Annotated in this window: 10 protein-coding genes and 1 tRNA gene; 9 read left to right on the top strand and 2 right to left on the bottom strand. The window is 62.7% G+C overall.

The features are described from left to right. Positions 1 to 1,063: tyrosine-type recombinase/integrase (locus DOM57_RS20265; protein ID WP_110651151.1), on the bottom strand; the 1,063-nt coding region annotated here is incomplete at its 3' end. 97 nt (positions 1,064 to 1,160) lie between these two features. Continuing rightward, a tRNA-Ile gene (locus DOM57_RS20270) sits at positions 1,161 to 1,237 on the bottom strand. 83 nt (positions 1,238 to 1,320) lie between these two features. Here DOM57_RS20270 and DOM57_RS20275 point away from each other — a divergent pair. From DOM57_RS20275 to DOM57_RS20315, 9 genes are all read left to right on the top strand, one after another. Next, complete coding sequence (locus tag DOM57_RS20275; RefSeq protein WP_239496349.1) at positions 1,321 to 1,929, top strand: hypothetical protein; 609 nt, start codon at positions 1,321 to 1,323, stop codon at positions 1,927 to 1,929. Between the two features lie 161 nt (positions 1,930 to 2,090). Further along, entirely contained in the window at positions 2,091 to 2,678 is a 588-nt protein-coding gene (locus tag DOM57_RS20280; RefSeq protein ID WP_162619615.1) for a 4'-phosphopantetheinyl transferase family protein, read from the top strand. Between the two features lie 73 nt (positions 2,679 to 2,751). Continuing rightward, positions 2,752 to 3,648 (top strand): lipid A hydroxylase LpxO, encoded by an 897-nt coding sequence (gene lpxO, locus DOM57_RS20285; protein WP_110651155.1) that lies wholly within the window; start codon positions 2,752 to 2,754, stop codon positions 3,646 to 3,648. 203 nt (positions 3,649 to 3,851) lie between these two features. Continuing rightward, a complete protein-coding gene (locus tag DOM57_RS20290) occupies positions 3,852 to 4,826 on the top strand; it encodes an AraC family transcriptional regulator (RefSeq protein WP_110651157.1) in 975 nt (324 codons plus the stop codon). 144 nt (positions 4,827 to 4,970) lie between these two features. After that, complete coding sequence (locus DOM57_RS20295) at positions 4,971 to 7,085, top strand: TonB-dependent siderophore receptor (RefSeq protein WP_110651159.1); 2,115 nt, start codon at positions 4,971 to 4,973, stop codon at positions 7,083 to 7,085. 404 nt (positions 7,086 to 7,489) lie between these two features. Continuing rightward, the gene (locus DOM57_RS20300) at positions 7,490 to 9,061 is read left to right on the top strand and encodes a pyridoxal phosphate-dependent decarboxylase family protein (protein ID WP_110651161.1); all 1,572 of its coding nucleotides are present in this window, start codon (positions 7,490 to 7,492) and stop codon (positions 9,059 to 9,061) included. 59 nt (positions 9,062 to 9,120) lie between these two features. Beyond that, a complete protein-coding gene (locus tag DOM57_RS20305) occupies positions 9,121 to 10,443 on the top strand; it encodes a lysine N(6)-hydroxylase/L-ornithine N(5)-oxygenase family protein (RefSeq protein ID WP_110651163.1) in 1,323 nt (440 codons plus the stop codon). Positions 10,444 to 10,489: 46 nt separating this feature from the next. Beyond that, positions 10,490 to 12,979, top strand: coding sequence for a GNAT family N-acetyltransferase (locus DOM57_RS20310; protein WP_110651165.1), 2,490 nt, complete (start codon positions 10,490 to 10,492; stop codon positions 12,977 to 12,979). Between the two features lie 114 nt (positions 12,980 to 13,093). After that, on the top strand, positions 13,094 to 13,597 hold the full coding sequence (locus tag DOM57_RS20315; RefSeq protein WP_110651167.1) for an RNA polymerase sigma factor: 504 nt from the start codon (positions 13,094 to 13,096) through the stop codon (positions 13,595 to 13,597). The last annotated feature ends 5 nt before the right edge of the window (positions 13,598 to 13,602 follow it).

The raw sequence follows: 13,602 nt of genomic DNA on the forward strand, positions 1-13,602 counted from the left end.
GCAGCGTTTCCCTTAGTCTATCCAGCTTCACGACCAAATCCTCGGCTCTCAAGTGCGTATACCGTCTCAGCATCTGCATCGACTTGTGCCCGCTGATCGCGGCGACCTCCTGATCGGATAGTCCTGCCTCTACCAGCCGGCTCACGGCCTCATGGCGTAAGTCGTGGAAGCGAAAGTCATCGAGCCCTGCTTGCTTCTTCGCCTGGTTCCAGAGCTTGGTGTAGGCATAGGGGCCGCGCTTTCCGTCCCTGCCAGGCTCACCGAAGAACACCAGATCGCAGTCGAGCGGGCGCACCGGATTGCTCAGCGCCTGCTTGAACACCTCGGTGGCGGCCTGAGTCAGCGGTACCAGGCGGGCTTCGTTATTCTTGGTGTCCGTAAGGCGCACCACGCGGCGTTTCACGTCGACCTGGGAGCGAGTGAGGGTCAATATCTCTGAGGAGCGCATGCCCGTCTCCAGGGCGATTCTGGCGATCCAAGCCAACATGGGATTGTTGTGCTGTCGTAGCACGGCGAACAGGCGCTTCTCCTCGTCGGGGCTCAGGCGGCGGTCACGCCCCTCTCCCGGGCTGGGCTTACGGATGTTCTGGACGGGGTTGTAGGTCAGGCCGAGGCCCCACTCCTGGATGGCTACGGTGTAGAGGTGGCCGAGCAGTGCGAGCTCAAGGCGCACGGTATTGGGGCTGATGGGCTTTCCCCGGTGCCCCAGGCTGTTCAGCCGCGTATCGCGGTAGTTGGCAATCAGTTCCGGCGTCAGGGCCGCGAGGGAGTATTTACCCAAGTGATCGATCAGCGTGTTGGCCTTGTGGCGTTCGCTCTTTTGGGTGCTGGGCTTCTTGGTAGGGGTAACGTCGGCAAGGTAGCGCTTGAGTGCCGCTTCGAGCGTCATGCGCTCCGAGGCACTGCGCTGGATATAGACGCCACGCGCCATTTCGTCTTCGGTGCGGCGTGCCCAATCTTGAGCGTCACGCTTGGTGCGGAAGGTCTTGGCAGTGGTGGGCCAGCCGGTTTTGCGGATGACGGCTTTCCAGCTACCAGAGGGGGTCTTGACGATGGTGGCCATGAAAAACTCCAGGGGGCTGAAGGATCGGCACTGTACCGAAACTGTACCCTTGGAACATGGGACTCACCAGCAGGAATCACTAAATGTTTGATTTTAATGGTGGGCCCAGCTGGACTCGAACCAGCGACCAAGGGATTATGAGTCCCCTGCTCTAACCAACTGAGCTATAGGCCCTGAAACGCGGGAGCCGTATGATAACCAAAGCAGCCGGCGCAGGCTAGCCGCTGCTTTGAGCTCAGACGTCCAGGGAGGAGACAATGTCATCGAAAGCGATCATTCGCCGGCTCACCGGTGTGGGCCTCGTCGTTGGGCTGGCTGCGTTCAGTACCCTGGCCCGGGCAGCGTGGCAACTCGATCCCGACCAGTCCCACGTCACCGCCACGGTGACCGAAATCACCAGCGGCAACGAAAGCGTACCGCATAAGCATTCGCTGCGTCGCATGGAAGGCCAGATCAGCCCGGACGGTACGCTCAAGTTGCCCATCCGACTTAACCAGACCGACGTACTCGACCGCCTTGGCGATCTGCCACCGTGGATGTCCTCGCTGACAAATACCACGCTGGTGACGATCGTCACTCGGCTGCCTCCCGAGCGGATCAATTCGCTGAGAGTTGGCGACTCCACCGTCCAGACCTTGACGCTACGTACCGATGCCAACGGCGAGCAGCGTCAGGAACGACTCCCCGTTCGCTTTACCCGAGAGGCCAGCAATGTCGTGCGTGCCAACAATGCGGAGCCGGTTTCGCTGGATGGCAAGGAACTGATGAAGAACCAGACCGTGCGTTCGATCCTGTCGCTGATGGGTTATCAGCGGATCGGTGATCGGGTACCGGTGGAGTTGGACGCCGTACTGGTCGACCGCTAGCGATGTCTGCTCCTGCGCTTCATCCGGATGCCCTACCATCAGGCTGCCACTCGCCACAAAGCGAGTGGCCCTGGCCCACGCCTTTGCCCGGTGCGTGTTTCCGTGCAATAGGCTTCGAGGCCGAGCCGCTCTGTGTTGCCAACCTGAGCGCCTGGGAAATCGTGCTACCGAAGCGGCTCGAAACGGCGGCAGCCAAACGGCGGGCGGAATTTCTGGGTGGGCGTCTGTGTGCCCGTCATGCCCTTGCCGCCCTCACCGGCACTCCTTTCACACCGGCGATGGATGAAGAAAGGCTGCCTGTCTGGCCCGACGGTATCGTTGGATCGATCACCCACAGTCGAGAACTGGCAGCAGCGGCCGTGGCCCGCCGGGAGAGTGTCGGCGGTATCGGGATCGACGCCGAATTGCTATTATCCAACGAGCGCGCCCGGCGATTGGCACCACAAATTCTGGTGGATTCAGAGCGAGACTGGCTCGAGCGCCTGCCCCCGATAACCCAGGGAGAATTCGTCACGCTGGTATTCTCGCTCAAGGAAAGTCTGTTCAAGGCACTCTATCCGTTGGTACGCCGACGCTTCTACTTCCCCCATGCACGACTCACGAACTGGCGTCGGGACACCGGCGAGGTCACTCTCGTGCTGCTGGAAACATTGTCGCCGCACTGGCGAGCCGGGCACCATTTCGATGGGCAGGTCACCGGGATCGGAGATCACCTCTTGACCTTGGTATCAGTACCCCCAACATCGTGAGTTTTCGAACTCTGTGCCGCTCCGGGGGTCACTGCCGCAGTGACTCGCCGACAGCCAGGATGAACCAATCGCTATGATCAAATGGATTCTGATACTGCTATTCGTTGCCAGCGTTCTCTATACCCACTTTCGTGGGCGAGTTCGCCATAGACCGTTACGCCAAATCTCGGACCACTCTACCTTCATGGCACCGATCAACGCCCTGATGACGCTGTTCGGCCGTGACAAGGATCAGCCCTACCACGATCTCTCCAACTACCCGGAGCTGGAGAAGCTGACCTACAGCTGGCAGGAAATTCGTGACGAGGCACTGGCCATGCAAGATCACATCAAGGCCTCCTCGCGCTACGACGACGCCGGCTTCAACTCCTTCTTCCGCCGTGGCTGGAAGCGTTTCTACCTGAAGTGGTATGGCGACAGCCATCCTTCCGCCATGCAACTCTGCCCGCGAACCACGCAACTGCTGGCGGGAATTCCCAGCGTCAAGGCGGCCATGTTTGCCGAGCTCCCCGCGGGTAGCCACCTGACCCTGCATCGCGACCCGTATGCCGGTTCGCTGCGCTATCACTTGGGGCTGGTCACACCGAACGACGACCGCTGCTACATCGATGTCGATGGAGAGAAATACAGTTGGCGCGACGGCGAGGCGGTCATGTTCGACGAGACTTACCTGCATCGTGCCGAGAATGGATCCGAGCAGGACCGCCTGATCCTGTTCTGCGATATCGAACGACCGATGAAATACGGCTGGGCACGGCGCTTGAATCACTTTTTCGGCCGCACGCTGATGGCCGCCGCCACCTCGCCGAACGACGACAACGACCGTACTGGCGGCCTCAATCGTGCGTTCAAGTACCTCTACGCCGTGCGCAAGAAAGGCAAGGCGCTGAAGAAACGCAACAAGACGCTCTACTACGCGATCAAGTGGGGCATCTTCGCTCTCGTCGTCATCGCCATCATCGCCTGGTGATTCATCCCCGAGGGACCGTGCTGAAATGCAGGGAGGCAACGCCGCTTGGCGTTGCCTCCATGGTTATCCTGCATGGATTTGCCGCGCTTGAACGCCTGGATGCCTATATGCAGTGGCCCGTGATACGGCAGTGACGGCTGGCAATGATACGCGAATGAAACGTATTATCACTGTTATGTCGTTATCGTACCCAGGAGCTCGCCATGTCGTTCGCCACTGAATCTGCTGGAGTTCCCCGACACTGCGCACTGAGCATCGACGATTTCGCCCACTTCGAACATCGTTACCAGCTCGCCCATCACTTCCCCGATAGGGATAGGCGCCATCCATCGAAGACGCAGTTGGTGGTCGAGGGTCGAATCACCGAAGTTCAACCGCTACCCGGTTGCCAACTGGTCAGCTCGGATCTGGGCATTCATCAGACATACGAAACCCATGCCCTCGACAGCGCCCCGCGGCACCTGTCGGTGATCGTGTTACTCGATGGCCAGGCAGAACTGGCGCTGGGAGGTCACCATTGCCACCTCGGCCCCGGGCAGGGTGCGATGCTGACCTACAGTACCCGCCAGCACCTGAGTGCACGTCACGCCAGCCAGCCGCGAGTACGCGCCGTCAACATCACCGTATTGGCGGAAGCGCTCGATCTCGACGCGCGTCTCGCGCCGTTTCGTGCCCTCATGGCCCGTGGCAGTGGATGTCGCCCCATCTCGCTCACGCAGGGCCTGCTGCGCTCCCTGGACGAATGGATGAATATGCCACGAGGCGATGACGGAGAGACGTTGCTGCTCGAAGGGCTGGCGCTCCAGATGCTGTCACAGGCGCTACGAACTCCCGTGGCACCTCAACCCGATGCTTCCTCCCTGACACCACGAGACCATGATCTCCTGGCACGAGTGCGCCAGCACCTCGAAACACATCCGGAAGCGCCTCATTCGCTGGCCGCCCTGGCGAGGCTGGCCTGCATGAGTCCGAGTGCACTGCGCGACAAGTATCGCCGTTACTACGGCCGCTCGATATTCGATCACTTGCGTGAGCATCGCCTTCAGCTCGCCATGCGCCTGTTGCGAGAAGGCCTGAAAGTGCAGGAAGTCGCGTTCCGCGTGGGCTATCGCCATTCGACCAACTTCGCGACGGCCTTCCGGCACTACCATGGCGTGGTCCCCAGCGAAATCCGCTGAGCGTTCCCTCGCCCGAGGGTTCCCCTCCCGCCACGACTTCTGGCGTGTGACATAGCATTCATGGCATACCGCATAGGTCATCCGGCCGCCAGTCAGGAATAATTCTCGATCACATAAACACACGATTCTCATCAGGAGCCAGATATGCCGGTCAGGCGCTACCGCTCTCCTTTCCCGATCTGCCTGCTGGGCGTCTCGCTGTTGCCCTTGACGGCAGTCGCCCAATCTGCCGACAGCGTCTCTTCCGACAGCAGCAACAACCTGGAAACCGTCACCGTGACCGGGCAGTCGGCCGCGACCAAGACCGAGACCCCCTTCGTGGAGACCCCACAATCCATTTCCACGATCAGCCAGGACGAGATCACCGAACAGGGCTCGAGGACCGTGGAAGAGGCAGCACGCTACACCGCCGGGGTATTCACCAATCAATATGGCGCGACTTCGACACGCTACGATGCGCTCGTACTGCGCGGCTTCACCTCGGGCAGCATCGACAACACCTATCTCGACGGTCTGAAGCTGCTCAACGACGAGGGCACCTACAGCATCCTGCAGATCGACCCCTATTTCCTGGAGAACATTCAGGTCGTCAAGGGGCCTTCGTCGGTACTCTATGGCCGCGCCTCTCCTGGTGGCCTGGTCGCGCTGACCAGCAAGCGCCCCCTGTTCACGCCGTACCATCAGATCCAGGTGAGCGGAGGCACCCAGGGTTATCGCTCGACGGGGTTCGATTTCAGCAACCAGTTGGGTGACTCCGGACGCGTCGCCTATCGCCTGGTCGGCAAGGCCATGGGCTCGGATTCTCAGTTCGACCGCATTCAGAACGAGCGCTACACGCTGGCGCCGTCATTGACGATCGACATGACCGACGACACCTCGCTGACGCTGATGGCTTATCTGCAGCGGGAACCGGAAGGAGGATACTACGGCGGCGTTCCCGCGGACGGCGCGCTTCACGATCACGCCGGTCGCAAGATTTCCAACTCCTTCTACGATGGCGAACCGGACTACGAGGAATTCAATCGTCGCCAGACCATGCTGGGATACGAACTGACCCACCGTTTCAACGACGTATGGTCGGCGAGACAGAACTTCCGCTACGTGAACGCAGCCACCGACTACGGCCAGGTCTATTTCAGCCAGTGGCTCAACGACCGCGAATTCAGTCGCGCCTACTTCGGCGCCGACGAGAAGCTCGACGCCTATGCCGTCGACAACCAGCTACAGGCGAATTTCTCTACCGGAACGCTCGACCACACCGTTTTGATGGGCCTCGATTACCAGCATCGCCAGGTCAAGTCCAAGCAATCCTATGGATCGTTTCCGGCACTCGACGCCTTCGATCCCAGCTACGGTGCCGACGGCACGATCGATCCCTATGCCGACGTCAATCGCAAGCTGGAGCAGACCGGTGTCTACCTGCAGGATCAGATCGCACTGGATCGCTGGCGCTTTACCCTTGGCGGGCGGCAGGACTGGGTCGATATCGACAACCGGGACACCCTCAACGACACCCACAATACCGGTGATGACACGCAGTTCAGCGGTCGTGCCGGGGTGCTGTATCTGTTCGACAACGGTGTCGCGCCCTACCTGAGCTACTCGGAGTCGTTCAACCCCAACAGCAACACCGACGAAAATGGGGACCTGCTCGAGCCGACCGAGGGCAAACAGTACGAAGCCGGCCTGAAGTACCAGCCGCCGGGCACGGAGGATCAGTACAGCATCGCCGTGTTCCATATCGCGCAGGAGAACGTGGCCAACTACATCCAGGATATCCAGAGCTATCGCGCCGTCGGCAAGGTCCGCTCTCGCGGCATCGAGCTCGAGGCACGCCACCACTTCACCGATCAGTTCCGCGTCCAGGCGAGCTACACCTACACCGACGTCGAGTACGAGAAATCGGATGCCGGCTACGAAGGCAATACCGTCAACTCGGTTCCGAAGAACATGGCCTCGGTCTGGGGCAACTACGCCTTTGACTCCGGACCGCTGCGCGGTCTCGATGTCGGAGCCGGCGTGCGCTACAACGGTGAAAGCTACGTCGACGAAGCCAATACCGACAAGGTGTCCGATTACACCCTGGTCGATGCCGCATTGCACTACGATCTTGGCGAACTCGGCCTGACCGGCGTGGAAGCCCGCCTCAACATCAACAATCTGCTCGACAAGGACTACGTCGCCTCCTGCTACAGCGCCGCCCGCTGCTACTTCGGCGCTGAACGGAGCGCCATCGCCACACTGAGCTATCAGTTCTAACGCCACGCCGCCGGCCCGGACAGTCCAGCCGGCGCGCTCCCCTCGCCGAGCGCTATCTCCTTTCCAAGCACCAAAACGCCATCTCTCTCATTATCTGGCCAGTCCGGGGCAATGTGTCCCAATCCTCCCGACCCACGTTTTCGCCACCAATATTTATTTTTTGCAACAAGATGTTATTTCGATTCAGAAATTTCCGGTCGATTCGTCTACCTGTTGGTAGCATCAAAAAATTAACGCTTTTCATTCTCATGTAGAGACGTCAATGCATTGGCCCGGGTACAGGGACGCGCCCGTGTCGCTCGAGATTCACCACGCCATGAGTTTTCAACGCGTGTCATGTGCACGCAGGAGCGCTTTTGTCTCGAAAAAGCGCGGATAGACACGACACATCAGGAGGATACGTCATGCGCTACGATACGGAGTTCGCCCCCGCCATCCGGCCAATCGCGGCCTCGACCGACGACGCCGGAGAGAACCTGCTGACCCTGTTCGGCGATCACTCGCTGGACGCCTACCGCCACGGCATGCAGCGCTGTGTCGAGCTGGTCGGGCGCACGCTGAGCCACAATCGCCGCCCTTTCAGCGGCGTCGAGCCGCAGGAACTGCAACCCGAACTGGAAGCGATCGACCTCGACCGCCCGCTGGAGAGCCTCGAAGCCAGCCTGGAGGAGATCCAGCGGCTCTATCTCGACCACGCCGTGCACTTCCACGACCCGCGCTACGTGGCCCATCTCAACTGCCCGATCACGCTGCCCTCGGTATTGGCGGAAGCGATCGCGACCCCGCTCAACACCGCGGTGGAGACCTGGGACCAGAGCGCCGGCGCCACCCTCATCGAGCAGAAACTGATCGACTGGACCAGCGCCCGCATCGGCCTGGGCGACGACGCCGATGGCGTCTTCACCAGCGGCGGCACCCAGTCCAACCTGATGGCACTGATGATCGCCCGCGACAACGCCTGCGCGGCCATGCCGGGCCACGCCGGCAATCGCCACCACGGCCTGCCGCAGGGGTACCGTGCCCTGCGCATCCTGACCTCCGAGATCAGCCACTTCAGCGTGCAGAAGGCCGCCGCCCTGCTCGGGCTCGGCTACGACGCGGTGATCCCGGTGCCCTGCGGAGACGACAAGCGCATGGACATCGCCGCCCTCGCCGCGATCCTCGAAGACTGCGACGCCCAGGGACTCCAGCCGTTCGCCGTGGTCGCCACCGCCGGCACCACCGACTTCGGCAGCATCGACCCGATTCCGCGTATCTCGACGATCTGCCGCCAACGGGGCCTGTGGCTGCATGTCGATGCCGCCTACGGCGGCGGACTGCTGCTCTCGACCCGCTATCGCCACTGGCTCGCCGGCATCGAGCAGGCCGACTCGGTCACCATCGACTACCACAAGACCTTCTTCCAGCCGGTGAGCTGCAGTGCCTGCCTGGTGCGGAAGCGCCACCAACTACGCCATGCCACCTACCACGCGGACTATCTCAACCCGCGCGACCAGGCCGAGGAAGGCACCCCGGACCTGGTCAACAAGAGCCTGCAGACGACACGCCGCTTCGATGCGCTGAAGCTGTGGATGACGTTGCGCACCCTGGGCGCGGAACGCCTGGGCGGCTACCTCGAGACGGTGATCGGGCTCGCCCGCGCCATCCATCGCCAGTTGCAGCACCGCGACGACTTCGAGGTGCTGATGGCGCCGGCGCTGAGCACGCTGGTCTTCCGCTACCGCCCCAGCCACGTCGATGAAGACGCCGACATCGAAGCGATCAACCGTCATGTCCGCCAGACCCTTTCGCGTCGCGGCGAAGCGGCCGTCGCCGCCACCCGGGTCGAGGGCCGCCTCTACCTCAAGTTCACGCTGCTCAATCCACACACGCGGCTAGAGGATCTCGAATCGCTGGTCGAGCGTATCGTCGCCCACGGCAAGGATGCCGCCGGCGCGCCGAACGTGCCGCCAGCCGTCGTCGCCAGCGGCAGTTGACGCTTGGCCGCCGCATCGTTCGTGACGTTTCCATTCATCGCCCCCACGGGATTTTCATCATGCCGAGCAAGATTCACGATTTCATCGCCATCGGACTGGGGCCGTTCAATCTCGGTCTCGCCTGCCTCACCGACCCGATCGACGACCTCGACGGCCTGTTCCTCGAGCGTCGGCCGGGCTTCGACTGGCATCCGGGACTGCTGCTCGAGGACGCTTCCCTGCAGACGCCCTTCATGGCCGACCTGGTGACGCTGGCCGACCCCACCAGCCGCTTCAGCTTCCTCAACTACCTCAAGACCCAGGGCCGACTCTACAACTTCTACATCCGCGAGAACTTCTTCCTGCTGCGCAACGAGTACAACCGCTACTGCCAATGGGTGACCACCCAACTCGACTCGCTGCGCTTCGACTGCGACGTCGAAAGCATCACCTTCGATGACGAGACGCGCTGCTATCGGGTTCACTGCCGCGACACACGCAGTGGCGAGAAGCACATCCGGCGCGCACGCAGGCTGGTGCTGGGAACCGGAAGCGAGCAGCTGATCCCCGACTGCTGCCGCCCACTGGCCGAACGGATCGTGCACTCGTCGCACTACCTCGACCACAAGGCCGCGCTGCAGGCGAAGTCGTCGATCACCCTCGTCGGCAGCGGCCAGAGCGCGGCGGAGATCTACCTTGATCTGCTCGAGGGCATCGACGAACACGGTTACACCTTGAATTGGGTCACCCGCTCGCCGCGTTTCTTCCCGCTGGAATACGGCAAACTGACGCTGGAAATGACCTCGCCGGACTACATCGACTACTTCCATGCCCTGCCGGAGTCGACCCGCGACCGGTTGATGCGCGAACAGAAGGGACTCTACAAAGGGATCAATCTCGATCTGATCAATGCGATCTACGACCGCCTCTATGCCAAGTCGCTAGACGGTCCGGTGGATACGCACCTGCTCACCTGCGCGGCGCTAGAAAGTAGCCGCTTCGACCCGGCCAGCCGGCAGTTCGAACTGACCTTCACCCACACCGAACAGGCACGCCGGTTCCATCACCGGACCGAGGGCCTGATTCTCGCCACCGGCTACGCTCCACGCCGGCCGGATTTCCTCGCTCCGATCGAGAGCCGCATTCGTCGCGATCGCGCCGGCCGCTACGACGTCGGCCGCTTCTACGACGTCGACGACCATGGCGAGATCTTCGTGCAGAACGCGGAGCTGCATACCCACGGCCTGGTCGCGCCCGACCTCGGCATGGCCTGCTACCGCAACGCCTGCATCATCCGCGCGCTGGCCGGGCGCGAGGTCTACCCGGTGGAGCGCAGCTTCACCTTCCAGGACTTCGGCGCACCGGACGATGCCGTGTTCCAGCCGCAGCGCGCTACCGCTTGATGCATTCCGACGCGACGGGTCGCAACACCGACAAGGAGAGACGAAGATGAATCAGCCCCAATCCCGGCTGCCCGCCACCACCGCCAGCAGCCTCTACGCCAACGACATCCGCTTCCGCCGCGATTGGCCCGATATCGGTACCCTGGCCCTGCGCCCGCTGGCGCTCGAACGCGACCTTGCCACCGTCCACGACTGGGTCAGCCGCGACTACGCCAGGTTCTGGGGGATGAACGGCGACAGCCGCGACCAGGTCGAGACGTTCTACCGCGACATGCAGCAGAGCGATACCGCTCAGGCCTACCTGGGCCTGCACGACGGACGCCCGGCCTTCCTGGTCGAGTGCTACGCGCCCGAGTTCGACCCGGTCGGCGAGCACTACGCCGTACAGCCCGGCGATCGCGGCATGCACTTTCTGATCGCGCCGCTCGGCACCACTTCCCCGAAACCGATCCACGGCTTCAGCCAGGCGGTCATCGACACCATCGTGGCCTTTCTGTTCAGCGATCCGGCGACCCAGCGCATCGTGGTCGAGCCGGACGTCACCAACACCAGGATCCACCCGCTCAACCGCCGCGCCGGTTTCGTCTACGAGCGCGAGATCCAGCTCGCCGAGAAGACCGCGCACCTGGCGTTCCTCACCCGGGAGGCACATCTCGGCAACGCCACGCCGCACGCCGGCGACGCCTCCGCGCACCTGCAGCCCTCGCGCTGGCACCGCGCCAACCGTGACCTGCTCGCCAAGGCAATCGCCGAATTCACTCATGAGCGCCTGCTGCGGCCCGAGCGGACAGCCGCGCCGGCTTCCGCAGGTGCAGGCCAGGCCGGCCGGGAAGGGTTCGACGAATACCGCCTGGCCAGCACGGACGGCAGCACCGTGTACCGCTTCCGGGCACGGGTGATGGCGCTCGACCACTGGTGGATCGACAAGGTATCGCTGGTCAAGACCCGGGGCGGCGAGGCGTGCCCGCTGGACATCGCCGCCTTCCTGCTCGAGTTCCGCGAGCGGCTGGGCATCGCTGCCGACAACCTGCCGACCTACCTGGAGGAGATCTCCAGCACGCTGGCGGGCATGGCCTACAAGCTCGGCCGCGAGTTGCCCGACGCTTCACGACTGGCGCTGGCCGACTTCCAGACCCTGGAAGTGGCGATGAGCGAGGGACACCCCTGCTTCGTCGCCAACAGCGGCCGGATCGGCTTCGATGTCGAGGACTACCACCGCTACGCCCCGGAAGCCGGCGCCCGGGTCCGCCCGCTGTGGCTGGCCGCCGCCCGCGCCTGCACCGACTACAGCGCCATCGACGGGCTCGACATCGAGACGCTGATGAACGACGAGTTGGACGCCTCGACGCGGCAACGCTTCGCCGCACGGCTGCGCGAGCTCGAACTCGACCCTATCGATTACGTCTACATGCCCGTGCATCCCTGGCAGTGGCGACACAAGCTGGCGATCACCTTCGCCGGCGAGGTCGCCGAACGCCGCTTGGTCCTGCTCGGCGAGGGCGATGACGACTACCGCCCGCAGCAGTCGATCCGCACCTGGTTCAACGTCTCCCAGCCCCAGCGCCGCTATGTCAAGTTCGCGCTGTCGATTCTCAACATGGGCTTCATGCGTGGGCTGTCGCTGCACTACATGCACGGCACCCCGGCGATCAACGCCTGGGTCGAAAACGTGGTGGCGAGCGACCCCGAACTGCAGGCACAGGGCTTCAGCGTGCTGCGAGAAGTCGCCACCCTGGGCTACCACCACGCCCACTTCGAGGCCGCCACCGACAAGCAGAGCCCCTATCAGAAGATGCTGGCCTGCCTGTGGCGGGAAAGCCCCTACACCCGTATCGCCCCCAATCGCCGGCTGATGACCATGGCGGCATTACTCCACCGGGACGCTGACGACCGCCCCCTGCTGCCGGCGCTCATCGCGGCCTCCGGCATCGGTGCCCGCGCCTGGGTCGACCGTTACCTGACGGCCTACATGACGCCGTTGCTGCACTGCTTCTACGCCCACGACATGGTGTTCATGCCGCATGGCGAAAACCTGATCCTGCAACTGGAGAACCACGTGCCGGTCGGCGCTATCCTCAAGGACATCGGCGAGGAGACGGGGATCTTCGACAACGGCCAGTCGCTGCCGGAAGCGGCGCGGCGCATCGCCGTCGAAGTCCCCGAAGCGCTCAAGATCCTGTCGATCCTGACCGATCTGTTCGACTGCTTCTTCCGCTTCCTGGCGCCGATCCTGGTCGAGGCCGGGCTGCTGTCGGAGCGGGATTTCTGGGAGCGGGTCGCCGCCTGCATCGGCGACTACCAGCGTCGACACCCCGAGCTGGCCGACAAGTTCGCACGTTTCGACCTGTTCGCGCCGAGGTTCCAGCTTTCGTGTCTCAATCGCCTGCAGTTGCGCAACAACCGGCAGATGATCGATCTCGCCGATCCGGCCAAGAACCTGCAGTTCGCAGGTGATCTGATCAACCCGATCGCTGAGTTCCGGACATCGAAGCCGACCAAGGAGGCCAGGTCCGAGGCGGCAAGCACGCTGAAGTAGACACGCATTAACGTCGGGGATACATCGCCACACGTTTCCCCGACTCACTCTATACTGTTAATGATTCTCATTTTTGCCATGATCGCGACTCCTTAGCCAGATGCCGTCGCGATCATGCGCGAATCCCTCTTCGATGACCTCTATCGCCAGTATCAGCCCGAGCTGTTGGGGTTTCTCAGCCGCCAGCTCGGCTGCCGCGAACTGGCCGCCGATCTATGCCACGAGGTTTATCTGCGTCTGTTCAACGCACCTCGGAAAAGCGAGCCCGACAACCCTCGCGCCTACCTGTTTCGCATCGCTCGCAATCTACTGATCGACCAGCGTCGCCGCCAGGCCCCGGAATTGATCGCCATCGAGACCCTGGAACCGATGCTGGCCTGCCCACGTGCCTGTCCGGAGACCGCGATCTGCGACCAGCAGTGCGCGCATCGACTCGGCGAGACGCTGTCCCGGCTGCCCGAGCGCCTGCGTCGGGCACTGGTCTGGCATCGACTGGAAGGACTCACCCAGCGCGAGATCGGCGAACGCCTCGGCGTCTCCGAGCGCATGGCGGGGCGCTATATCGCCCAGGCGGTGACACGATGCCAGGCCGAGCTGGATGCCATGGAGCCGGCATGAACGCG

Origin of the sequence: Salinicola peritrichatus, assembly GCF_003206715.1 — a bacterium.
GTDB classification, from domain to species: Bacteria; Pseudomonadota; Gammaproteobacteria; order Pseudomonadales; family Halomonadaceae; genus Salinicola; species Salinicola peritrichatus.